This window comes from Terrabacter sp. AAH1 (assembly GCF_054456855.1).
The window spans coordinates 1-22,640 of sequence record NZ_JBTJJV010000011.1 but is presented as its reverse complement, the minus strand read 5'-3'; the positions used below and the strand labels follow the sequence as shown (position 1 = coordinate 22,640).

Below are 22,640 nucleotides of genomic sequence, written 5' to 3'. Positions count from 1 at the left end.
GCACGTCGTCACCTCGGGCGGTCGCCCCTGGCCGCAGACATCCTGGCGCGTGCCTCGGCCCGGGTGGCCGGGGGAGGCGGCCCGCTCGCCGCCCGCACGAGGTCGTCTGCCGTCGGGCCGTGGTCGAGCGCAGGCTCGCGCGCAGGTCCGCGCGCGTGTTCGGCCTCGTGCTCGTCGCCGAGGTGCCGGCCATCCGCCCCGATCGCGTCGCGCTCCCCGAGGAGGGGCGTCTCTTCATCCCCGGCAGACGCCGGCTCCTTGGCTGCACCGACCGTCAGCGCGGCGATCGCCGTCGTCACCGGCACCGCGAGGACGAGCCCGATCGCGCTCGCCAGCGTGCGCACGATCTCCTCCGACATCGACTCCGTCTGGAGCAGGTCGAGCACCGGACGCTCGTAGAGGAAGAGCAGCAGCAGCACCGGAAGGGCGGCGCCGGCATACGCGAAGACGATGGTGTAGATCGTCGAGGCGATGTGGTCCCGACCGATGCGCATGCCCGAGCGGAAGAGCTCCCGACGGCCCAGCGACGGGGCTGCCGCTCGCAGCTCCCAGACGGCCGACGACTGGGTGATCGTCACGTCGTTGAGCACCCCCAGACCGGCGACGATGATCGCGCAGGTGAGCAGCTCCTGGGGCTTCATCGAGGTGACAAACCCGGCCAGCAGCGCCCCCTCGTCGTCGGCGACCCCGCTGAGCCTCGCGAGGTCGACGGCGAGCAGGCCCAGCCCGGCCGTGATGGCGACGCCGAAGAGCGTGCCGGCCAGAGCCGTGCTCGTGCGGATCGACAGCCCGTGGGCGAGGTAGAGGACGACGAACATGATCGCCGAGGACCCGATGAGGGCCACGAGCAGCCCCGACTGACCGGCGACCAGCGCCGGCAGCATGAACTTCACGACGACGAGGCCGCCGACGCCGAGCCCGACGAGCGCCAGCACCCCACGCCACCGGGCCACGACCGCCACGACCACGAGGAAGAGGGCCAGCATGAGCGACAGGGGCGCACCGCGCTGGACCTGCAGGAAGGAGTACGCCTCGGGCTGGCCGTTCTGGGCCGGGATGCGCAACAGCTGGACCGTGTCACCCTGCTGCAGGCCCGACGTCGACACCGCAGGTGGCACCGACACCGACACCGTCGGCCGCACGTCGCCCGAGGTCGACGTCGGCTGCTCGAGCTGCACCGTCATGGCCCCGCAGGTCGCGTCGGACGACACCACGTCGCCACCCTGGCCCGGCGCGGGCTTGGCGCCGGTGGTCGAGTCCGCCCCCTCGCAGACCGGCAGCACCTTGAGCACCTCCGCGACCGGGAAGGTGACCCCCGGCGCCGCGTACTCGGTGCTCGCGACCTGGTTCGGCGTGCGCGCGTCGTCCGGCCAGTGGCGCACCAGCCCGAAGACGGTGGCGGCGGCCGCGGCCACCAGCAGCACCGTCATCCCGACGCGTGCCAGGACGCTCACGGCGACGGACCCGTGGGTGCCCGGTCCGCCATGACTGTGCGTGTGGGAATGTCCGCCCGCCATGCCGCGAGTGTGCCAGAGACGCCCTGACGCGGCCGCGGCCTACCGGCATACGTGCGCCGAGGCCGTGTCCGGATCGATGCCGACCGCGCTCGGCGGGCACCCCGACCGACGGTTAGGCTTGCCGCCGTGGAGGTCGAGAACGCGGGGGAGCGGCATGTCGTGTCGGAGCGCCTGCTGACCATCCCGAACGTGCTGTCCGTGCTCCGCCTGCTCGGGGTGCCCGTCTTCCTCTGGGCCATCCTCTCGGAGCACGACGGCCTCGCCCTGCTGCTCCTGCTCTTCTCCGGCGTCACCGACTACCTCGACGGCAAGATCGCACGCCAGTTCAACATGGAGAGCCGGCTCGGGCAGTTCCTCGACCCGATCGCCGACCGGCTCTACATCCTCACCACGCTGCTGGGACTGGCCTGGCGCGAGATCATCCCCGTCTGGCTCGTCGTGGTGCTCCTTGCCCGCGAGGCGGTGATGGCGCTGATGCTCCTCTACCTCAAGTCCCGTGGGCAGGTGGGCCTGCCGGTCCACTTCGTCGGCAAGGCAGCGACCTTCAACCTGCTGTATGCCTTCCCCCTGCTCCTGCTCGCCCACCGTGACGACTGGGTCGGCGACATCGCGCGCCCCGTCGGCTGGGGCTTCGCCTGGTGGGGCGTCGTGCTCTACTGGCTGGCCGCGGTGCTGTATGCCGTCCACGCCCGGATCGTCCTGTCGCAGGGCTCGAGGGTGGTCACGCCGTGACGTCCGCGCGCCGACCGGACGCGTCGATGACGCTGCTCACGACGATGATGGAGCGGCCCCTCGACGCGGGGTACCAGGAGGCGGCCGACCGCAGGGTCGCCGCCGGGCTTCCGCGGGCGACCTCGACGCGCACCGTGCTGGTCGTCGTCCTCGCGATCCTCACCGGCTTCCTCTTCGCGGTGGCCGCGCAGTCGCTGCGGCCCAAGCCGACGGCTGCAGCCGCGGTCAAGAGCGAGCTCGTCACGCGCATCGAGGCGCTGCAGGAGCGCGGGGTGCAGCAGGAGGCGAAGGTCGCCGCCCTGGGCAAGCAGGTCCGCGACTACGAGGCGCTCGCGCTCCAGCAGTCGGGCGGCGGCGACCTGACGAACACCATCAAGAGTCTCGAGGTGCAGGCAGCCGCGGTGCCCCTCAAGGGCCCTGGACTCACACTCACCCTCGACGACGCCGCGTCCACCGTCGCCGACGCCGACGCCGGCAACCGGCCGAGCGGCGGCTTCGAGGAAGGGCGCGTCACCTCGGCCGACCTCCAGATCGTCGTCAACGGCCTGTGGGGCGCCGGCGCCGAGGCGATCTCGATCAACGGCCACCGGCTCAGCTCCACCGCGGCGATCCGCTTCGCCGGGCAGGCGATCATCGTCGACTTCCGTCCGCTGGCCCGCCCGTACGTCATCACGGCGCTCGGCGACGCCCAGGCCATGCAACAGCTCTTCGAGCCGTCCTTCGCCGGTGTCTACCTGTCCCAGCTGACCGACGAGTTCAAGATCCGCTCGATCCTTGCGGGCAGCGACAACCTGACCGTCCCCGGCGACTCGGCGGCACGCCTCGAGGTCGCGGAACCCATCGGGCCACCCGTAGGCTCGTCCGCGCCCAGCGTGCCGGGGGTCCAGCAGGGCACGAGCACCCCCACGCGCAGCCCGGGCTCGAGCAACACCGGCAGCACCGCACCACCGACCAGTCAGGAGCGTCCCTCGTGATCCCAGTTCTCGGCCTCCTGGCCGGACTCGCGGTGGGGCTCTTCCTCGATCCGTCGGTGCCCGTGTGGCTGCAGCCGTACCTGCCGATCGCCGTGATCGCGGCCCTCGACGCCGTCTTCGGTGCGATCCGGGCGATCCTCGACGGGATCTTCAACGACAAGGTGTTCGTCGTGTCGTTCCTCTCGAACGTCGTCGTCGCCGCCTTCATCGTCTTCCTCGGCGACCAGCTCGGCGTCGGCTCCCAGCTGTCCACCGGCGTGGTCGTCGTCCTCGGCGTGCGCATCTTCTCCAACGTGGCCTCGATCCGTCGTCACCTCTTTAGGGCCTGACCGATGGCCGACCGCGAGGAGGAGAAGGACACCGGCCCCGCTGGGACCGGATCGGTCGAGGTGCCTGCCGAGACGACGGAACGAGCCTCCGCGCTCGAGGACGACCTGCCCGAGGCGACGCCGCCGCGACCCGTCTTCGGCACGGCCGTCGACGACGGCGCCGACCCTGACTTCACCTCGCCCGAAGCCCGTGAGCTCGTGACCGCGCGGCCGCCCGTCGAGGGCCGGGACGCCTGGGGGCGCCTGTTCAAGATGAGCCGGCCCCGCGCCACGCGCGCCAACCTGCTGGCGGCGCTGCTCGCCGTGCTGCTCGGTGCGGGCATCGCCGCCCAGGTGCAGCTGACCAACCAGCGCGGGCTGGACGAGCTGAGCCAGTCCGACCTCATCCGCGTGCTCGACGACGTCTCCGCCCGTTCGTCCCGCCTCGACCAGCAGGTCCGCGAGCTCGAGGCCACCCGAGACCGCCTCAAGAGCGGCACCGGCACCGCCGGTGAGGCGCTCGAGCAGGCCCAGAAGCGCGTCGACACGCTCGGCATCCTCGCCGGCACCATCGCGACCAAGGGCCCGGGCATCACGCTGCGCCTCACCGACCCGGACCGGCAGGTCAACGGCCCGATCGTGCTCGACCTCATACAGGAGCTGCGCGACGCCGGCGCGGAGTCGATCGACGTCGGTGGGGTCCGCGTCGTCGCGTCGACGTTCATCGGCGACCGCAACGGCGAGCTCGTCGTCGACGGCACGCAGGTGAGCCGCCCGCTCGTGGTCAAGGTCATCGGCGACTCGAAGACGCTCTCGTCGGCCATGACCATCCCGGGTGGCATCGTCGAGACGGTGCGCCAGAAGGGCGCCAACGCCACCATCACCGAGTCGAGCCTCGTGGAGATCACCTCCCTGCACCGGCCCACCGAGATGACCCACGCCAAACCGGTCGAGTGACCCCCCCGGCGTGACGGCCGTCGCGGCGAGATCACCGCGACTCGCTGACCGCACCTCCTGCGCGCGCGCCACGGGCATGGCATCCTCTCAGGTGCCGGCGCATCCACGTCGGCACCGGCGCCGCGAAGCCACCGCAGCCACCCGGCCCCTTCGGGCCGCCCATCGACAAGGAGCGACATGACCGACCTGGACTACCCCTCCGACCTGCGCTACACCAGCGACCACGAGTGGGTCCGCGTCGGCGACGACGGTGTGGTCCGCATCGGCATCACCTCGTTCGCCCAGGACGCCCTCGGCGACGTCGTCTACGTCTCCCTCCCGGCTGTCGGCGACACCGTCACTCCCGGCGACTCCTGCGGCGAGGTCGAGTCCACCAAGTCCGTGAGCGACGTCTACGCGCCGCTCGAGGGCGAGGTCACGGCCACGAACGAGGCCCTCGACGCCTCGCCCGAGCTGATCAACTCCGACCCGTACGGCGAGGGCTGGATGTTCGAGATGCGTCTCGCCGACGCGTCCGCGGTCGACTCCCTGATGGATGCCTCGGCCTACACCGCGTCCCTGTCCTGACCCACCGCACGGGCCACCGACCCGGGCAGGCTCTCGCCGTGCCCGGGTCAACTAGAGTGGTCTGAACCCGATCCGCCCGCACCACAGAGGAGGACCGCATGTCGAGCGACCTGCCCGACCCCGACGACATGAACGTCGAACCCCGCACCATGCGGTTCCAAGGCGTCCCAGCCCAGGAGAGCCCCGAGACCGCATCCCCTCGTGGGCTCAGCGCCGAGGACTCCGCGACGATCGACGCCCTCCGCCCGGGCACGGCTCTGCTCGTCGTGCTCCGTGGTCCCAACACCGGCGCCCGGTTCCTGCTCGACGACCAGGAGGTCGCCGCAGGCCGGCACCCCGACTCCGACATCTTCCTCGACGACGTCACGGTGTCGCGCAAGCACGCGACCTTCGTCGCCCGCGGTGGCGGCTACACCGTGCGCGACTCCGGCTCCCTGAACGGCACCTACGTCAACCGCGAGCGCATCGACGAGGCGCCGCTGCACCAGGGCGACGAGGTCCAGATCGGCAAGTTCCGTCTCGTCTACTACTCGTCCGGGGCGCCCCAGCACTCTGCATCATGACCGCAGGCACGGCCGAGGGCCCTCCCGTGACGGCCGGCGAGGGCGAGGAGGTCACGTCCGTCCCGCGCCGGCTCACGATCGGGAAGGTCCTCGCCGCGCTCTCCGGGGACTTTCCCGACGTCACGGCGTCCAAGATCCGCTTCCTCGAGGCCGAGGGTCTCGTGCTGCCGCATCGCACGGCCTCCGGCTACCGCACGTACTCCGACGACGACGTGCGCCGGCTCCGCTACGTGCTGGCTGCCCAGCGCGACCGCTACTGGCCGCTCAAGGTCATCCGTGAGGCCCTCGACGCCCTCGACCGCGGGCTGTCCGACCCGGGCGACGACCACGACGGCCGCCCCCGCCCACCGGCGCCGACGCCCGACCCCGACGTGCCCGGCCCCGAGGCGCTGGTCGGTCACCGCGACGTCTCCCTGACGGGTCCGGAGCTGCGCGAGGCGACCGGCATCGACCGCGAGACCATGCACGCCCTCGAGACCTACGGGCTGCTGCAGCCCGACGCCAACGGTCGGTTCGGACACGAGTCCCTGGCCGTCGCCGCGGCGGCGCAGGCGCTGGCCTCGCACGGTCTCGAGGCGCGACACCTCAGGCCGTTCCGCACGGCCGCCGACCGCGAGATCGGGCTCGTGCAGCAGGTCCTGGCGACACGCCGGGGGAGCGGACCCGCAGAGGAGCGCGCGGCCGAGATCGCCTCTGCCTGCATCGCGCTCCACGTCGCGCTGGTCCGGGCAGGCCTCCCGCACTGAGCCCGTCCCGACTCCTCCGAGCGCGGGGTACGGTGGAGGAGTGAGAGAGGTCGATGTCCTGGGCGTCCGAGTCGAGATGCCCACGAACCAGCCGATCGTCCTGCTGCGCGAGAGGGACGGCGGCCGCTACCTGCCGATCTGGATCGGTGCCGCCGAGGCCGCGGCCATCACGTATGCCCAGCAGGGAGTGGTGCCCCCGCGGCCGCTGACGCACGACCTGATGCGCGACCTGCTCGCCGTGCTGGGCCACGAGCTCACCGAGGTGCGCATCGTGGCCCTCAAGGACTCCGTGTTCCACGCTGCGCTCATCATCGACGGCAAGTCCGAGATCAGCTCCCGAGCGAGCGACGCCATCGCGCTCGCCCTGCGCACCGGCTCCAAGGTGCTCGTCGAGTCCTCGATCCTCGACGAGGCGGCCATCGTCGTCTCCTCCGAGGAGGACGACGAGGTGGAGCGCTTCAAGGAGTTCCTCGACCACGTCTCGGCGGAGGACTTCGAGGGCGAGCCCGGCGACCAGCCGGGCGACCGCCCCGGTGACGCGCCCGACCTGCCGGACCGGCCCGACTGAACGATCGGCCAGGCACGCGGACGAGCCGTACCCGACCACTCTCACCTTCAACACGAAGGTGAGAGTTTGTCGCGATGGTCCGACACGCCGTCGCGCGAGCGCTCGTGGTGATTGACCGGGACGGACGCTCGGCCTACCGTCGGAGAACGACGTGACTGTAGTTATCTGCATGTCGTCTGGGGGCACGCACCGCGCGGCCCGCAGCCTGAGCAGGAGGAGGACGGCATGGCCGCCATCGAGGACGCGCGTGACGCCGGTCGGGCACTGCCCGTCGGGTCGCAGGGCCTGCTGTTCACCGACGACCTGCCCGAGCTCGCCGAGGACTCCGGCTACCGGGGGCCGACGGCGTGCAAGGCGGCCGGCATCACCTACCGCCAGCTCGACTACTGGGCCCGCACCGGCCTCGTCGAGCCGTCCGTGCGCAGCGCCACCGGCTCCGGCACGCAGCGCCTCTACGGCTTCCGCGACATCCTCGTGCTCAAGGTCGTCAAGCGCCTGCTCGACACCGGGGTGTCCCTCCAGCAGATCCGTGTCGCCATCGGCCACCTGCGCGAGCGCGGGGTCGAGGACCTCGCCCAGATCACGCTCATGAGCGACGGCGCCTCGGTCTACGAGTGCACGTCGGCCGACGAGGTCATCGACCTCGTCCAGGGCGGCCAGGGCGTCTTCGGCATCGCCGTGGGTCGCGTGTGGCGTGAGGTCGAGGGCGAGCTCGCGCAGCTGCCCAGCGAGCGCGCCGAGGACCTGCCGGCCGAGCACCCCGACGACGAGCTCACCGCGCGCCGTCAGGCCCGCCGCATGGCCTGAGGTCGGCGGCCGCCGCCAAGGCCCAGCCGCACCCAGCCAGACCACCACGTTCGACGGCCCGACCGGCAGTTCCGGTCGGGCCGTCGGCGTGCCGCCACCACATCGGGCTGCTGGTAGATTTGGCGGTGCCGATCGACCCTGCGTGGGAGAGTCCTCGGGGTGCGAGCACCTGCGAGGCGCCGAAGGGGCAACATCCCCGGAACCTCTCAGGCGCCAGGACCATGCGGGCGAGGCAACTCTGGAGGCACCGCGCGGTGCTCGACAGACGGGGAGCGTGTGTCGTCCGCTCGAATCCCGCCAGGAGCCCCGCATGTCGATCGACCAGCTCGTCCCCGTGACCACCGGAGCGTCCAGCGCGACGCCGATGGCCGACTTCGTCAGCCGCCACGTGGGCCCGGCCGGTGACGACGTGCGCCGCATGCTCGAGGTGGTCGGGCAGCCGAGCCTCGATGCGATGTGCGACCGCGCCATCCCGGGCGCGATCCGCTCGGAGTCGCCGCTGCGCGTGCAGGCCGCCCCCAGCGAGAGCGCCGTCATCGACGAGCTGCGCGGGTTCGCCTCGCGCAACACCGTGCTCACCTCGCTGATCGGCCTCGGCTACTACGGCACCGTCACGCCTCCGGTCGTGCGCCGCAACGTCCTCGAGAACCCCGCCTGGTACACCGCCTACACGCCCTACCAGCCCGAGATCTCGCAGGGCCGCCTCGAGGCGCTGCTCAACTTCCAGACGGTCGTCACCGACCTCACGGGCCTCGACGTCGCCGGCTCCTCCCTGCTAGACGAGGGCACCGCGGCCGCGGAGGCGATGTCGCTGATGCGTCGCGCGAGCCGGGCCGCTGCCGACGCGGTCGTGCTCGTCGACGAGCGCCTGTTCCCGCAGACGATCGCCGTCATGCGCACGCGCGCGGGGGCCATCGGCCTGCCGGTCGTGGTCACCGACCTGCGCGGCGTCGCCGACGCCAAGTCGCTCGCGACGGCCGCGGGAGGCAAGGACGTGGTGGGCGCGATGGTGCAGTACCCCGACGCGTCGGGCGAGCTCGTCGACTGGGCCCCCCTCACCGCCGCCGTCCACGAGGCCAAGGGCCTGGTCACCGCGTGCGCCGACCTGCTGGCGCTCACGCTCGCGGCCGCCCCGGGCGAGTGGGGCGCCGACATCGCCGTCGGCAGCGCCCAGCGCTTCGGCGTGCCGATGGGCTTCGGCGGCCCGCACGCCGGCTACATGGCCGTGCACCGCGGGCTCGAGCGCCAGATCCCGGGCCGGCTCGTGGGCGTCTCCGTCGACGCCGAGGGCCACCAGGCCTACCGCCTCGCGCTCCAGACCCGCGAGCAGCACATCCGCCGCGAGAAGGCGACCTCCAACATCTGCACCGCCCAGGTGCTCCTCGCCGTGATGGCGAGCATGTATGCCGTCTGGCACGGTCCCACGGGCCTCACCACGATCGCGCGCCGCGTCACGGGCCTCACGGCCGGCCTGCGGGAGGCGCTCGTCGCCGGTGGGGTCGACGTCGAGACGGCCGCCTTCTTCGACACCCTCACGCTCGTCGTGCCGGGCCGCGCCGACGAGGTGACGGGCGTGTTCGCCGACCGCGGGATGAACCTGCGCCGGGTCGACGCCGACCGGGTCTCCCTGAGCCTCGACGAGACCTCCTCGCCGGCAACGGTGTTCGCGATCCTCGACGTGCTGGGCGTGACCGTGTCCGACGAGACGAAGGCGGAGCTCGGCGCACCCGAGGGCAACGGCGTGCCGGCGGCGCTCACGCGTACGTCGGACTTCCTGACCCACCCCGTCTTCCACGCGCACCACTCCGAGACGGCGATGCTGCGCTACCTGCGTCGTCTCTCCGACCGCGACTTCGCCCTCGACCGCGGCATGATCCCCCTGGGGTCGTGCACGATGAAGCTCAACGCCACCACCGAGATGGAGGCAGTCACCTGGCCCGAGTTCGCGAACCTCCACCCGTTCGCGCCGGCCGACCAGACCGAGGGCATCCGCGGCCTCATCGACGACCTCGCCGCGTGGCTGTGCGAGATCACCGGCTACGACGCCGTGTCGCTGCAGCCGAACGCCGGCTCGCAGGGCGAGTTCGCCGGCCTCCTCGCGATCCACGCCTACCACCAGGCGAACGGCGAGGGGCACCGTCGCATCTGCCTCATCCCGGCGAGCGCGCACGGCACCAACGCCGCCTCGGCCGTCATGGCTGGGCTCAAGGTCGTCGTCGTCAAGACGGCCCCCGGCGGCACCGTCGACATGGACGACCTGCGCGCGAAGGTCGAGGCGCACCGCGACGACCTCGCCGCGATCATGGTGACCTACCCGTCGACGCACGGCGTCTACGAGGACACCATCACCGAGCTCTGCGAGCTCGTCCACGAGGCCGGCGGCCAGGTCTACGTCGACGGCGCCAACCTCAACGCCCTCGTCGGTCTTGCCCAGCCGGGCAAGTTCGGCGCCGACGTCAGCCACCTCAACCTGCACAAGACGTTCTGCATCCCGCACGGCGGCGGTGGCCCCGGTGTGGGCCCGGTCGCCGTTCGTGCCCACCTCGCCCCGCACCTGCCCAACCACCCGCTCGCGCCGGAGGCCGGCCCCGAGTCCGGCGTCGGCCCGGTCTCCGCGGCCCCCTTCGGCTCGGCGAGCATCCTGCCGATCTCGTGGGCGTACGTGCGCCTCATGGGCGGCGACGGCCTGCGCCACGCCACCCAGATGGCTGTACTCGGTGCCAACTACGTCGCGGCCCGCCTGCGCGACCACTACCCGGTGCTCTACTCCGGCCACGACGGGCTGGTCGCCCACGAGTGCATCCTCGACGTCCGGCAGATCACGGCCGAGACCGGCGTGACCGTCGACGACATCGCCAAGCGACTCATCGACTACGGCTTCCACGCGCCGACGATGAGCTTCCCCGTCGCGGGCACGCTCATGGTCGAGCCCACCGAGTCCGAGAACCTCTACGAGCTCGACCGCTTCTGCGACGCCATGATCGCGATCCGCGAGGAGATCGAGGCGATCCGGGAGGGCGAGGTCGCGGTCGGGGACAGCATGCTGCGTCACGCCCCGCACACCGCCCTCAACATCGCGGGGGAGTGGAACCACCCGTACGAGCGCACCGAGGCCGCCTTCCCGGTGGGCATCGAGGCCGCCGACAAGTACTGGCCCCCGGTCAGCCGCATCGACGGTGCCTACGGCGACCGCAACCTCGTCTGCTCCTGCCCGCCACCGGAGGCGTTCGAGGGCTGAACTCGCCGGGCGCTTTCCTCGCGCCGGGACACCGGATGTGGTTGTCTCGGCACGTGGGAGCCGACGTCGAACAGGCCAGGTACACACGCGAGCAGCGGCAGCAGTACCGCGAGAAGGTGCGCCGCGACCTCGACGTGTTCGAACGGATGCTCGGCAAGAGCGAGTTCGAGTTCGACCGTCCCATGACGGGCCTCGAGATCGAGCTCAACCTCGTCAACGAGGACCTCGGTCCGAAGCTCGACAACAAGTCGGTGCTCGAGCAGATCGCCGACGAGGACTACCAGACCGAGCTGGCGCGCTACAACATCGAGCTCAACGTGCACCCGAGGCCGCTGCCCGGCGACTCGGCGATCGAGCTCGAGGGCCTGCTGCGTGAGTCGCTCAACCGCGCGTCCGAGAAGGCGGCCGAGCTGCACACCGGCATCGTGGCGATCGGCATCCTGCCCACCGTCATGCCCGAGCACTTCGAGGGCGACTGGATCAGCGAGAACATCCGCTACGCCGCGCTCAACAACGCGGTGCTCGACGCCCGCGGCGAGGACGTCTGGCTCGAGCTCGAGGGGCCGACGGGCGAGCGGATCGCCCGATACTCCGACAGCCTCGCGCCCGAGTCGGCGTGCACCTCGATCCAGCTGCACCTGCAGGTGCAGCCCGAGCGCTTCGCCGACCACTGGAACGCCGCGCAGGTGCTCGCCGGTCCTCAGCTCGCGCTCGGCGCCAACTCTCCGTTCTTCCTCGGCCAGCGGCTCTGGGCCGAGACCCGCATCCCGCTCTTCACGCAGGCGACCGACACTCGCTCGGTCGAGCTGAAGAACCAGGGGGTGCGCCCACGGGTGTGGTTCGGAGAGCGCTGGATCACCTCGATCTTCGACCTCTTCGAGGAGAACGTCCGCTACTTCCCGGCGCTGCTGCCCGAGCTCTACGACGAGGAGCCCGAGGAGGTCTTCGAGCGTGGCGAGGTGCCCGAGCTCAAGGAGCTCCGGCTCCACAACGGCACCGTCTACCGCTGGAACCGCCCGATCTACGACATCGTCGGTGGCCGACCGCACCTGAGGGTCGAGAACCGCGTGCTCCCCGCCGGCCCGAGCATCGTCGACGTCCTGGCCAACGCGGCCTTCTACTACGGCACGATGCGCGTGCTCGCCGAGGAGGACCGACCGGTCTGGACCCGGATGAGCTTCTCAGCGGCCGAGTCCAACTTCGAGGAGGGCGCGCGGCTCGGCATCGACGCCCGCACCTACTGGCCCGGCTTCGGCGACGTGCCGGCCAGCGAGCTCGTGCTGCGCCGGCTGCTGCCGATGGCGCACGAGGGCCTCGAGCGGTGGGGCGTGTCCGCGGCGGTGCGCGACCGGTTCCTCTCCGTCATCGAGCAGCGTTGCATCCTCGGGGTCAACGGCGCCTCGTGGCAGACCGAGTGCGTGGCCCGGCTCGAGGCGCAGGGCCTCACCCGCGACAAGGCGCTGCGCGAGATGCTCAGGCGCTACATCGAGGGCATGAGCGCCAACCAGCCCGTGCACACGTGGGAGCTGCCCCGCGACTGACGCGGGAGACCGTGCACCACGCGCCGCCCACGTATGCCGTCTGGCGGCCCGATGGCACCACGTCCGGTTGGCCGTTCGAGATGACCGATCGCGACCACCCGGTCACGGCAGGCGGATGTCGGCGACCACCATGTTGTGGTCCGACGGACGGGAGCAATCACTGGCCGACAGGACGTTCTCCCACCGCAACGCGCCGACAACGGGCTTGACTGTCACGACGTCAAGCCGGCTGCCCCACCCGCTACCGGGAACGGTGAGTGTGCAGGCAAAGTGGTTCATGGTCGTGTAACGGGGGTTGATCTGCGTGACCGCGGACGCCGAGTCGTAGTACCCCGCTGACACGAGAGCGTCGTGGGCGTCATAGCCACCCTGGTTGTTCTGGTAGGTGTTGAGGTCCCCCGCCAAGACCACCGGCAGACGGGCGGTATTCAGCAGGTCGACTCTTGCCAGAACGGCCTTCACCTGCGTCGCGCGAAGCCTTTCGTATGTCCGCTCGGTCGTGAGGGTGGTGCTGTGTCGTTGATCCAGATGCGCGGACACGACGTAGAACTGTCGCCCCGTGGCGCGATCCGCCAAGACGGCATACGTCGCCCGACGTTTTGTCCACGCGCTGTCCGTGTTGAGCGATGGCAGCAAGATCGTGCACGCGCTCGAGTAGCTGAAGTTGCTCAGCGGCTTGCTGTCGCTCCGCTCGGCGCACGGGCTCGCGAGCCTGTAGCGGCTGCTGTCGTAGAGGATGCGGGCGCCCTGGATCGCCTCGGCCGTTCCGGGCGCCGAGAAACGCGTGCTGCGGGCGAGGTGATAGCGTCCGCCGCCTTGGGCCGCAAGGGTGTCGACGAGGCTGTGCACCTGGGTAAGGGTGTCTGCGGCGACGGGTTGACTGCTCCCGTCCGCCCGGCCGATGCCCAGCTCCTGGACGGTGACCACGCCGGGGTTGCGCGAAAGGATGGTGCGGGCGATGTCAGGTACCCGTAACGTCCACGCGCGCACGCCGGCGCTCGCTGTGGCGGTGTGTACGTTGAACGTGGCGACTCGGAGCGAGGTCCCGGTCGATGACGGGACGGCCGGCTTGACCGCCACGTTCTGCAGATACGGCCAGTTGCGCGCCGCGGTGCCTGCAGCTGACGTGTTCACGGCTTTGAAGCGGTAGTACAGGTGGTTTGCGGACGCGGCTGAGGCGCCGGCAGCGGCAACCTGCGAAGCACTCAGCGTGAATGACCGCCGGTTCGCCGGAAAGGTGAAGTACGTGGGGTGGCGGCCGTGGTCGGGAAGCACGGGATCGCCGACCTTGAATGTGGTCAGGCCCGTCTCGACGACAAAGTTCGTGGTGTTGGCGCCCGACGCCGACCACGAGAATGTCACCTGGCCTGCGCCCGGCCCCGGACGAGCCGTGACGGAGGAGATTGCCCCCGGTGTACTGACGCCGGCGTCTGCTGCGGGCGCCGTAGCCACCGCGCCGACCCCTGCGGCTAGGGACGCCACGACGGTCAGGACCGCCGCCGTAGCGGCAACGGGCGCACGGGTCACGGGCAACTCCTGAGGTCGAGTGGACGCTCGGAACGATAGCCCGTGCTGATGCGATTTGTGGGGGTTGACCGATTTATGTCACCGCCCCACCGTGGCGCATCGCCACCGCAAGCGGTTCAGTCGGTGAGCAGGCGCCAGGGGGAGAGGTTGAACATCCCGATGCAGCGGGTCGACCTGTGGTGCGTCAGCACGCTCATCGACCCTGCGTCGAGGACGAGGTGCTGGCCGAACCTCGGGTCGAGACCGAGGTAGGTGGCCGTGAGCACGCGCAGCGCGTGCCCGTGGCCGAAGAGCGCCACGTCGCCGTGCTCGAGGTCGGGCCACACCTTGTCGATGACCTGCTGCGCCCGCTCGGCCACCTGCTCGACGGTCTCGCCCGGGGTCTCGCCCGGCGCGACCCCGTCGACGAAGACCTCCCACGGGTGGCCGATCTCGGCGCTGATCTGCTTCGTCGTGACTCCCTCGTATGCGCCGTAGTCCCACTCGCGCAGCAGCGGCTCGACCTCGAAGTCGCCGAGCCCGGCCAGCTCGGCCGTGCGCTTGGCGCGCTGCAGCGGCGAGACGAGCACCCGCTCGAAGGTGTGCTTGCGCAGCACGTCGGCGAGCTCGCGCGCGGCGGCCTCGCCCTCGGGGAGCAGCGGCAGGTCGGTGGTGCCGGTGTGCTGGCCGCTCAGCGACCACTCGGTCTCGCCGTGCCGGAAGAGGTAGATGTTGCCCGGGTAGATGCCGTCGGGGGAGGCCATACCGGTCATCAAACCACCTGGACCCGATGCCGTCCCCCGACGACGGGACTGCGAGACTCCCGGGCATGGAGCTGCCCTTTCGCATCGTCAACGTGTTCGGCATCGACGGGAACCCGTTCTCGGGCAACGCCCTCGGCGTCTTCGAGGCGACCTCGGGCGTGGACGACGCCGAGATGCAGGCGTGGGCCCGACAGTTCAACCTCAGCGAGGTGACCTTCGTCGTCGACGACTCCGCGACGCCCACCGGGGGGCCCGCGCACGCGTCGGTGCGCATCTTCACCGCCACCTACGAGATGCCCTTCGCCGGTCACCCGACGCTCGGCACGGCACACGTGGTGGCCGACACCGCCACCGCACGGTCCGGCGCGACCGTCGACGACGTGGTCCTCACCATGCCGGCGGGCGACATCCCGGTGCGGCGCACCGCAGACGGGTGGCAGCTGCGGGCCAACCCGCCACGGCACCGCGACGTGACGGCCACTCCGGGGCAGGTGGCGGCGGCGCTCGGCGTGCCCGTCGACGCCCTCGTCGAGGGGGCGACGCAGTGGGTCAGCTGCGGCGTGGAGTCGCTCATCGTGCAGGTCGACGACCTCGCCGCGCTGCGGGCGGCCGCTCCGAGTCCCGCCCTCATGCACGAGCACCTCGCCATGCCCGGGCGTCCGCCGCACGCCTACCTCTGGTGCTGGACCGGGACCGGCACCATCGAAGCGCGGATGTTCGCGGCTGCCGGAGCCGCCCTCGAGGAGGACCCGGCGACGGGCTCGGCCTGTAGCAGCCTCGGCGGCTGGTTCGTGGGCCAGCAGCGCACCGGCTTCGAGGTCGTCGTGTCGCAGGGCGCACAGACGGGCCGGCCGTCTCGGCTCGTGCTCACGGTCGACACCGATGCGACGATCCGCGTCGCGGGGCGGGTCGCCGACGTCGGGTCGGGCGTCGTGTCGCGCAGCTGAGCCGGTCGCCGGGCCTCCTGTGCGACGATCGGCGCGTGCCGACCTACATCGGGTTCCTCCGTGCCGTCAACGTGGGCAAGCGTCAGGTGAAGATGGCCGCCCTGCGTGCGCTGCTCGAGGCCGAGGGCTACGAGGACGTCGAGACCCACATCCAGAGCGGCAACCTCAAGGTGCGGTCGGCGACCCGCAGCGCTGCCACGGTGGAGGCGGACCTCCGCCGCGCCATCAGCGCGGAGTTCGGCTTCGACGTGCCGGTGGTCGTCCGCACCCCGGCCCAGCTGCGCAGGCTCGCCGACGAGGCGGAGGCCCTGGAGTCGCCGATCGCCGACGACGCGAAGCGCTACGTGACCTTCATGACCGGTGACCTGGCGGCCGACGGGGTCAAGGCGCTGCACGAGTGGGACGTCGCCACCGAGGGCGCCCGGGTGGTCGGCAGCGACATCGTGCTGTTCCTGTCCGACGGCGTGCAGGGTGCCAAGCTCACGAACGCCCGCATCGAGAAGCTGACCGGGGCCGTGGGCACGGCCCGCAACATCACCGTGGTGCGCGCGCTCGCCGACAAGTGGGGCGGCTGAGCGCCGCCTCAGAGGCGGGAACGGCGCACGAGCTCGAAGCAGACGACGGCGGCGGCCGCCGACACGTTGAGCGACTCCACCCCCGCCGCCATGGGGATGGAGATCCACGTGTCGACGAGCTCGGCGACATCGGGGGAGAGCCCCGCCGTCTCGCTGCCGAGGACGAAGGCGACCGGCTCGGGCAGGTGGGCCGAGAACAGGTCGTCGTCGCCGCCGGCATCGAGGCCCACCACGTGGAAGCCGACAGCCTTGAGAGCCCCCACGGCCTCTGCCGCGGTGAAGGCCTTGAGGATCGGCGCCCGGAAGGCGACCCCGGCCGAGGCCTTGACGACGAGCGGGTCGATCGAGGCGACGCCCCGGCGCGGCACGACGACGCCGTGCACGCCGGCCGCCGTGGCCGAGCGCAGGATCATGCCGACGTTCGCAGGGGTCGTGACGCCGTCGAGCACCAGCACGGTCCGGAGCCCGGCCGCCCCGTCGGCTGCGAGGGCCGCCTCGAGCGGTCGCATGCGGGGCGCCACGACGTCGGCGAACACGCCCTGGTCCTGGCGCCCGTTGCCGGCGAGCTTCTTGACCCGCTCGGCGCTCGCGTACTGCACGTCGACGCGGCGCCGCCGCGCGGCCTGCTGGATCTCACGCAGGCCGGACCCGCGCGCGCCTTCGGCGATGACGACCTTGTCGACGTGGAGGTCGTCGTCGAGGAGCACCTCGTGGACCGGGTTGCGGCCGTAGACCGTGATGAAGCGGTCCTTGGGGGAGATCTCGTCGGTCACGCGGTCAGGATGTCATGCCGGGTGCGCTGCGGGGCCAGGCGTAGGTCGATGACGGGGCCGGTGGGCTCGTAGCGCACGAGCGCGCAGTTGCGCTTGAGCAGCTCCTTGCCGACGGTACGGCCCGTGCGCTTGTCGATGACCGTGCGCCAGATCTCGTTGCGGCGGAAGATGTCGGTGCCCGAGCGGATGAACTGCTCGTCGCGAGCCTCCACCGTGTACGAGTGGGCGGCCGGGGCGTCCGAGCGCAGCTCGCCCTGGAGGTGACGGCGGCCGACGCCGACGAGCAGCTGGAACGTCGAGGTGGTGTCGTTGCGCACGACGAGGTCGACGTAGTTGTAGACGATGGAGCACCCCACGCCCCAGGGCAGCACGCGCGCCTTGTCGGGGAACGGGTCGAAGGAGTGCTCGGACCGCTCGAGCACGGTGAGCTCGCTGTGCAGGAACATCCAGTGCAGCAGGTTGGCCAGCTGGCAGATGCCGCCGCCGACCCGGCCCGGGCCTGCCCGTTGGACAGCCGCATGCCCTCGACGTAGCCGCGACGGCGCGTGCAGCTTCCGACCACCTTGTTGAACGAGAAGGTCTCGCCGGGCCGGATGACCAGGGCGTCGACGCGCTTCGATGCCAGGCGGAGGTTGACGACCTTGCCCCGCTGCAGGTGCATCTCGTCGGCAGACAGCTGCATGGGACAGTCCTGGTTCTCGTTCGAAAGGCCCCGGCGCCCCTGTGGCAGCCGGCTACCCGTGACGATGCTCGGCAGGGGGCGAAAGTTGCCGGGGTTGCCGAGATGTGGCCTGCCTGCCCGTCGCTCGCCTGCCCCTTCGCCAGCCGGCCGTCGGGAATGGACAAGGAGGTCACGGCGTTCGGTATGATTGAATCGTCAATCACTTAGGAGTTGGGACACATGCAGTTCGGCATCTTCACCGTCGGCGACGTCACCACCGACCCGACGACGGGCCGCACGCCGACCGAGAACGAGCGCATCAAGGCCACGGTCGCCATCGCGAAGAAGGCGGAGGAGGTCGGTCTCGACGTCTTCGCCACGGGTGAGCACCACAACCCGCCCTTCGCCGCCCCGGCCAACCCGCCCGTCCTGCTCGCGGCCATCGCCGCGCAGACCGAGCGCCTCGTGCTGTCGACCTCGACGACCCTCATCACGACGAACGACCCCGTGCGCCTCGCCCAGGACTACGCGTACCTCCAGCACCTCAGTGACGGGCGCATGGACCTCATGCTCGGCCGCGGGAACACCGGCCCGGTCTACCCGTGGTTCGGCAAGGACATCCGCGAGGGCATCCCGCTCGCCGTCGAGAACTACGCCCTGCTGCACCGGCTGTGGCGCGAGGACGTCGTCGACTGGCAGGGGAAGTACCGCACGCCACTGCAGGGCTTCACCTCGACGCCGCGCCCGCTCGACGGGGTGCCGCCGTTCGTGTGGCACGGCTCGATCCGCAGCCCCGAGATCGCCGAGCAGGCCGCGTACTACGGTGACGGCTTCTTCTCCAACCACATCTTCTGGCCGGCCAGCCACACGAAGCAGATGGTGCAGCTCTACCGCCGCCGCTTCGAGCACTACGGCCACGGGAAGGCCGACCAGGCCATCGTGGGCCTCGGCGGGCAGGTCTTCATGCGGAAGAACAGCCAGGACGCCGTGCGCGAGTTCCGGCCCTACTTCGACAACGCCCCGGTCTACGGCCACGGCCCCTCCCTCGAGGAGTTCACGAGCCAGACGCCGCTCACCGTCGGCAGCCCGCAGGAGGTCATCGAGCGCACCCTCGGCTTCCGCGACTACGTCGGCGACTACCAGCGCCAGCTGTGGCTCGTCGACCACGCAGGCCTGCCGCTCAAGACCGTGCTCGAGCAGCTCGACATCCTCGGCGAGGAGGTCGTCCCCGTGCTCCGCAAGGAGTTCGCCGCCCTCAAGCCCGCGCACGTGCCCGACGCCCCAACCCACGCGAGCCGCGTCGCGGCAGCGGGAGGGGCGCACGACACCACGGTGTACGCCGGCGGTGACGACGTGACCGGAGCGTCGCCCGACCCCAGAGGCACGACCGTCAGCACGAGCACCCTGGAGGTGACCACGTGACCACGCAGACCCCCTTCCACCTCGCCGTCATCACCGCCGGCGTGACCGAGCCGTCGTCGACGCGGCTGCTCGCCGACCGCCTGACGGAGTCGACCGTGCGCGCCCTCGCCGGCCACGACGTCGGTGAGGTCGTCGTCGAGGTCGTCGACGTGCGGGACGTCGCCCACGACGTGACGAACAACGTGCTCACGGGCTTCGCGTCCCCCGAGCTGCAGGTGCGGCTCGACGCCATCGCCGAGGCCGACGCCCTGGTGGTCGCGACCCCGATCTACGCCGCGTCCTACAGCGGCCTCTTCAAGATGCTCGTCGACGTGCTACCGAAGGACGCCCTGCGCGACACCCCGGTGCTGCTCGGCGCGACGGGCGGCACCGCCCGCCACTCGCTGGCGATCGACCACGCGCTGCGGCCGCTCTTCGCGCACCTCGGCGCCCTCGTGGCCCCCGTCGCGGTCTTCGCCGCCAGCGAGGACTGGGGGAGCGTGGACGCCGGCCGTCTGGGGGAGCGCATCGACCGCGCCGGCCGCTCGTTCGCCGCGCTCGTCGTGGGAAGCCCCCGCGAGGCTCGGGTCGACCCCTTCGAGGACGTGACGCCGTTCGCGTCCCTGCTGAGCGACCTGAACGCCTGACCCCGGTCGTCCCGACCACCCTCGTCGCCGTCGCCCCGCAAGACCGATCAGGTCCTGCGGGGCGACGCGCGGCAGACTCGGGGCCATGACCGGATCCCACGGCAGCGCCCCGCCGCTCGCGCGGCGCCTCACCACCGGACACGCCGTCGTCATCGGCGTCGGCTCCATGGTGGGCGCCGGTCTCTTCACGGCCTTCGGGCCCGCAGCGGCCGCGGCCGGCGGCTGGCTGCTCGGCGCACTCGCCGTCGCCGCGCTCATCGCCTTCTGCAACGCGACGTCCTCCGCCCAGCTCGCGGCGCAGTACCCGAGCTCCGGTGGCACGTACGTCTACGGCCGCGAACGCCTCGGACCCTGGTGGGGCTTCGTCGCCTGGTGGGGCTTCGTCATCGGCAAGACGGCGAGCTGCGCCGCGATGGCGCTCGCCTTCGCGGCCTACGTCGCCCCGCCCGGTGGGAGCGTGTCGTCGGTGTCGCAGCCGTGGTCACGCTCACCGCGGTGAACTACCGCGGCATCACGCGTACGGCACGGCTCACCATGGTGATCGTCACCGGCGTCCTGGCCGCGCTCGTCGTCGTGGTCGTCGCCCTCACCCTCACTCCCGGTGCCGACCGGACGGGCTCCGCAGCCGCCCCGAGCGGCGCCGTCGGCGGCGTCGGCGGCGTCGGCGGCGTGCTCCAGGGCGCGGCCATCCTCTTCTTCGCCTTCGCGGGCTACGCGCGCATCGCCACCCTCGGCGAGGAGGTCGTCGACCCGGCCCGCACCATCCCGCGGGCCGTGCTCGGCGCGTTCGCGGTCGTCGTGCCGCTGTATGCCGTCACCGCGCTCGTCCTGGTCCGCTCGCTCGGCGTCCCGGCGCTCGCGGCGAGCGCCGCACCCCTGCGGTCCGCGGCCGACACGACCCCGTGGTCGTCGTGGCTCACGGTCGTCGTCGGGTTCGCCGCCGCGGAAGCGACGCTCGGCGCGCTCCTGGCCCTCGTCGCGGGTGTCGGCCGCACCACCCTGGCCATGGCCCGGGAGGGGGACCTGCCGCGCCGGCTCGCGGCCGTGCACGAGCGGTATGCCGTGCCGCACGTCGCCGAGGTCAGCGTCGCCGTCGTGGTGTGCGCCTTGGTGGTCGTCACCGACCTGCGCGGCGTCATCGGCTTCTCGTCATTCGGCGTGCTCACCTACTACGCGGTGGCGAACGCTGCTGCCCTCACACAGGACCGCGCCCACCGTCGCTACCCTCGGGCCCTCGCAGCGCTCGGTGTCGTCGGCTGCGTGGCCCTCGCCTTCGCCGTGCCGTCCGGCTCGCTCGTCGCAGGCGTCGCCGTCCTGGCCGTGGGTCTCGTCGGTCGCCTCGTCGCCACCCCCGCACGGAACCGACGAGGCGGCACCGGCGGACCCGGCACCGACGGACCCGGCGCCGGCGGACGCGACACGCGGGGAGCGCTCCCCATGGACGGTGGCTCCGCGGCCTTCTAGCGTGAGGCGCACCGTCGACAGGAGGCCCACGTGCTCTACCGCAAGGGTGCTGACCCCGAAGCCCTCGATCGCACCGCTCGAGAGCTGACTGCGTGCGCCGGCGAGGTCGACGGCATCCGTGCCAACGGCACGCGGGCGCTCGCCGTGATCGGCCGCTCGTGGGGTGGCGACGACGCCCAGGCGGCCCAGGAGAGCTGGCGCACCACGGCGTCCGCTCTCACGGCGTTCGGGTCGACGCTGGAGTCGATGTCGCGCCGGCTGTCCGACAACGCCCGGTCGCAGCGGTCCGCGAGCGGCGACGGCGTCGGGCCCGCTGGGCCGGCAGGCCCGCTCAGCCCGTTCCCCGGCCTCTTGCCCGGTGTCTTTCCTGGCCTCGGTGGCTCAGCCTCCGTCGGGGTGGAAGCGAGCACCGAGGAGTCACTGGCCGACGAGGTCCGCGGCACGACGCCACAGGACCTCGACCTCGAGCTCGCCGAGCTGGCCCAGGGCGTCTACGACGGCGAGGGCAGTGAGCACTTTCAGCCCCTCGACGACTCGGCCCTGGAGGCGCTCGGCATCGATCCCGACGCGCTCACCGGCCCGGGCGGCTTCCAGGCGAGCATCTATCGCGACGACGAGGGACGCTACGTCCTCGCGTTCGCCGGCACCGACCCGAGCAGCATCAGCGACTGGGGTGCGAACGCCCAGCAGGGCGTTGGCGCGCTGAGCAGCCAGCACCTGCAGGCGATCGGCCTCGCGCAGCACCTGGCCGGGGCGGTCGGCAGCGACAACATGGTGCTGACCGGGCACTCCCTGGGTGGCGGCCTCGCCAGCACGGCATCGGTCGCGACCGACGTGCCCGCAGTGACCTTCAACGCGGCCGGCGTGCACCCCAACACGGTGCTCGCGGCGGCCACGCTCGGCCACGAGAGCCCCGGCCTCGATCCTGGCCAGGTGCGCAACTACCACGTGCGCGGCGAGATCCTGACGACGCTGCAGAACCCGCTCGGGTCCTTCGTCGACCACGCGCCGTTCGGTGACAGCATCCTGCCGAACGCGCTCGGCACGCAGATCGCCCTCGACCCGGCGAAGGGGCCGGATCTCCACCCGTCACCGTGGTCGCTGGTCAGCCCCATCGCCGGCGTGGTCGACACCGCCATCGACCTCGGTGGCTACGCGATCGGACAGCACCAGGCGCCGTCGGTCATCGAGGCCATGGAGGCCAGCGAGTACTTCGGCAAGCACTGAGAGCCCTATGTCAAGCGGTCTGTTGTTGGAGGACCGCCAAGCGTCCGTGTAGGTCGGGGTCGTAGGGCACGTGGTCGTGCCAGCAGCGCCAGAGGATCCTGGTCCAGCTCTGGGCGAGTATTCGTGCGGCGTGTGGGTGCCGGGCTCCACGTTGACG

At 71.5% G+C, this 22,640-nt stretch carries 20 protein-coding genes, 2 pseudogenes and 1 riboswitch; of the genes and pseudogenes, 17 read left to right on the top strand and 5 right to left on the bottom strand.

Annotated elements, in window-relative coordinates; translation table 11 throughout:
- Positions 1-8 precede the first annotated feature (8 nt).
- Positions 9-1,454: a YibE/F family protein gene (locus ACXR8F_RS15865; protein ID WP_458801885.1), complete on the bottom strand. Its 1,446-nt coding sequence runs from the start codon at positions 1,452-1,454 to the stop codon at positions 9-11.
- A gap of 189 nt (positions 1,455-1,643) precedes the next feature.
- Here ACXR8F_RS15865 and ACXR8F_RS15860 point away from each other — a divergent pair, with 189 nt between their 5' ends.
- The 11 genes from ACXR8F_RS15860 (at position 1,644) to ACXR8F_RS15810 (ending at position 12,518) form a co-directional block, all read left to right on the top strand.
- Positions 1,644-2,249 (top strand): CDP-alcohol phosphatidyltransferase family protein, encoded by a 606-nt coding sequence (locus ACXR8F_RS15860; RefSeq protein WP_458801884.1) that lies wholly within the window; start codon positions 1,644-1,646, stop codon positions 2,247-2,249.
- Positions 2,246-3,223 (top strand): DUF881 domain-containing protein, encoded by a 978-nt coding sequence (locus ACXR8F_RS15855; protein WP_458801883.1) that lies wholly within the window; start codon positions 2,246-2,248, stop codon positions 3,221-3,223. Before ACXR8F_RS15860 ends, ACXR8F_RS15855 begins: the two co-directional genes overlap by 4 nt.
- Positions 3,220-3,552, top strand: coding sequence for a small basic family protein (locus tag ACXR8F_RS15850; protein WP_045187991.1), 333 nt, complete (start codon positions 3,220-3,222; stop codon positions 3,550-3,552). The genes ACXR8F_RS15855 and ACXR8F_RS15850 overlap by 4 nt, the downstream gene beginning before the upstream one ends.
- 3 nt (positions 3,553-3,555) lie before the next feature.
- The gene (locus tag ACXR8F_RS15845; protein ID WP_082080696.1) at positions 3,556-4,488 is read left to right on the top strand and encodes a DUF881 domain-containing protein; all 933 of its coding nucleotides are present in this window, start codon (positions 3,556-3,558) and stop codon (positions 4,486-4,488) included.
- 177 nt (positions 4,489-4,665) lie between these two features.
- The gene (gcvH, locus tag ACXR8F_RS15840) at positions 4,666-5,055 is read left to right on the top strand and encodes a glycine cleavage system protein GcvH (RefSeq protein WP_045187993.1); all 390 of its coding nucleotides are present in this window, start codon (positions 4,666-4,668) and stop codon (positions 5,053-5,055) included.
- A 98-nt stretch (positions 5,056-5,153) separates the two neighbouring features.
- Entirely contained in the window at positions 5,154-5,618 is a 465-nt protein-coding gene (locus ACXR8F_RS15835) for an FHA domain-containing protein (RefSeq protein WP_045187995.1), read from the top strand.
- On the top strand, positions 5,615-6,364 hold the full coding sequence (ftsR, locus tag ACXR8F_RS15830; RefSeq protein WP_082080697.1) for a transcriptional regulator FtsR: 750 nt from the start codon (positions 5,615-5,617) through the stop codon (positions 6,362-6,364). Before ACXR8F_RS15835 ends, ftsR begins: the two co-directional genes overlap by 4 nt.
- A 40-nt stretch (positions 6,365-6,404) precedes the next feature.
- Entirely contained in the window at positions 6,405-6,932 is a 528-nt protein-coding gene (locus ACXR8F_RS15825; protein WP_045187997.1) for a bifunctional nuclease family protein, read from the top strand.
- 225 nt (positions 6,933-7,157) lie between these two features.
- The gene (locus ACXR8F_RS15820; RefSeq protein ID WP_045188000.1) at positions 7,158-7,739 is read left to right on the top strand and encodes a MerR family transcriptional regulator; all 582 of its coding nucleotides are present in this window, start codon (positions 7,158-7,160) and stop codon (positions 7,737-7,739) included.
- Between the two features lie 133 nt (positions 7,740-7,872).
- Positions 7,873-7,971: riboswitch (glycine riboswitch) on the top strand.
- A 78-nt stretch (positions 7,972-8,049) separates the two neighbouring features.
- On the top strand, positions 8,050-10,977 hold the full coding sequence (gene gcvP, locus ACXR8F_RS15815; protein WP_458801881.1) for an aminomethyl-transferring glycine dehydrogenase: 2,928 nt from the start codon (positions 8,050-8,052) through the stop codon (positions 10,975-10,977).
- Positions 10,978-11,030: 53 nt separating this feature from the next.
- A complete protein-coding gene (locus ACXR8F_RS15810) occupies positions 11,031-12,518 on the top strand; it encodes a glutamate--cysteine ligase family protein (RefSeq protein WP_045188002.1) in 1,488 nt (495 codons plus the stop codon).
- A 102-nt stretch (positions 12,519-12,620) separates the two neighbouring features.
- Here the strand turns inward: ACXR8F_RS15810 and ACXR8F_RS15805 are convergent, their stop codons facing one another.
- Entirely contained in the window at positions 12,621-14,045 is a 1,425-nt protein-coding gene (locus ACXR8F_RS15805; RefSeq protein WP_458801879.1) for an exonuclease/endonuclease/phosphatase family protein, read from the bottom strand.
- Between the two features lie 116 nt (positions 14,046-14,161).
- Positions 14,162-14,788: a histidine phosphatase family protein gene (locus ACXR8F_RS15800; RefSeq protein WP_458802056.1), complete on the bottom strand. Its 627-nt coding sequence runs from the start codon at positions 14,786-14,788 to the stop codon at positions 14,162-14,164.
- A gap of 65 nt (positions 14,789-14,853) precedes the next feature.
- Here ACXR8F_RS15800 and ACXR8F_RS15795 point away from each other — a divergent pair, with 65 nt between their 5' ends.
- Both ACXR8F_RS15795 and ACXR8F_RS15790 read left to right on the top strand, forming a co-directional pair.
- Positions 14,854-15,735, top strand: coding sequence for a PhzF family phenazine biosynthesis protein (locus ACXR8F_RS15795; RefSeq protein ID WP_458801877.1), 882 nt, complete (start codon positions 14,854-14,856; stop codon positions 15,733-15,735).
- A gap of 35 nt (positions 15,736-15,770) precedes the next feature.
- Positions 15,771-16,310: a DUF1697 domain-containing protein gene (locus tag ACXR8F_RS15790; protein WP_458801876.1), complete on the top strand. Its 540-nt coding sequence runs from the start codon at positions 15,771-15,773 to the stop codon at positions 16,308-16,310.
- Positions 16,311-16,318: 8 nt separating this feature from the next.
- On the opposite strand, the gene ACXR8F_RS15785 is transcribed toward ACXR8F_RS15790, so the two are convergent.
- A complete protein-coding gene (locus ACXR8F_RS15785; RefSeq protein WP_458801874.1) occupies positions 16,319-17,083 on the bottom strand; it encodes a TrmH family RNA methyltransferase in 765 nt (254 codons plus the stop codon).
- Positions 17,080-17,744, bottom strand: a pseudogene (locus tag ACXR8F_RS15780) (VanW family protein). Before ACXR8F_RS15780 ends, ACXR8F_RS15785 begins: the two are co-directional and overlap by 4 nt.
- A 240-nt stretch (positions 17,745-17,984) precedes the next feature.
- Here ACXR8F_RS15780 and ACXR8F_RS15775 point away from each other — a divergent pair.
- From ACXR8F_RS15775 to ACXR8F_RS15760, 4 genes and pseudogenes are all read left to right on the top strand, one after another.
- Positions 17,985-19,166 carry an LLM class flavin-dependent oxidoreductase gene (locus ACXR8F_RS15775; RefSeq protein ID WP_458801872.1) on the top strand — a complete coding sequence of 394 codons (1,182 nt, stop codon included), beginning with the start codon at positions 17,985-17,987 and terminating at the stop codon, positions 19,164-19,166.
- Positions 19,163-19,792, top strand: a complete 630-nt coding sequence (locus ACXR8F_RS15770; RefSeq protein ID WP_458801870.1) for a CE1759 family FMN reductase — start codon at positions 19,163-19,165, stop codon at positions 19,790-19,792. Before ACXR8F_RS15775 ends, ACXR8F_RS15770 begins: the two co-directional genes overlap by 4 nt.
- 85 nt (positions 19,793-19,877) lie before the next feature.
- Positions 19,878-21,256, top strand: a pseudogene (locus ACXR8F_RS15765) (APC family permease).
- Between the two features lie 30 nt (positions 21,257-21,286).
- On the top strand, positions 21,287-22,483 hold the full coding sequence (locus ACXR8F_RS15760; RefSeq protein WP_458801868.1) for a WXG100 family type VII secretion target: 1,197 nt from the start codon (positions 21,287-21,289) through the stop codon (positions 22,481-22,483).
- Positions 22,484-22,640: the final 157 nt, after the last annotated feature.

Coding starts and splice junctions, on each gene's coding strand:
- ACXR8F_RS15820 (WP_045188000.1), top strand. CDS start 7,158: ATGGCCGCCATCGAGGACGCGCGTGACGCCGGTCGGGCACTGCCCGTC.
- ACXR8F_RS15800 (WP_458802056.1), bottom strand. CDS start 14,788: ATGGCCTCCCCCGACGGCATCTACCCGGGCAACATCTACCTCTTCCGG.
- ACXR8F_RS15795 (WP_458801877.1), top strand. CDS start 14,854: ATGGAGCTGCCCTTTCGCATCGTCAACGTGTTCGGCATCGACGGGAAC.
- ACXR8F_RS15775 (WP_458801872.1), top strand. CDS start 17,985: ATGCAGTTCGGCATCTTCACCGTCGGCGACGTCACCACCGACCCGACG.
- ACXR8F_RS15835 (WP_045187995.1), top strand. CDS start 5,154: ATGTCGAGCGACCTGCCCGACCCCGACGACATGAACGTCGAACCCCGC.
- ftsR (WP_082080697.1), top strand. CDS start 5,615: ATGACCGCAGGCACGGCCGAGGGCCCTCCCGTGACGGCCGGCGAGGGC.
- gcvP (WP_458801881.1), top strand. CDS start 8,050: ATGTCGATCGACCAGCTCGTCCCCGTGACCACCGGAGCGTCCAGCGCG.
- gcvH (WP_045187993.1), top strand. CDS start 4,666: ATGACCGACCTGGACTACCCCTCCGACCTGCGCTACACCAGCGACCAC.
- ACXR8F_RS15845 (WP_082080696.1), top strand. CDS start 3,556: ATGGCCGACCGCGAGGAGGAGAAGGACACCGGCCCCGCTGGGACCGGA.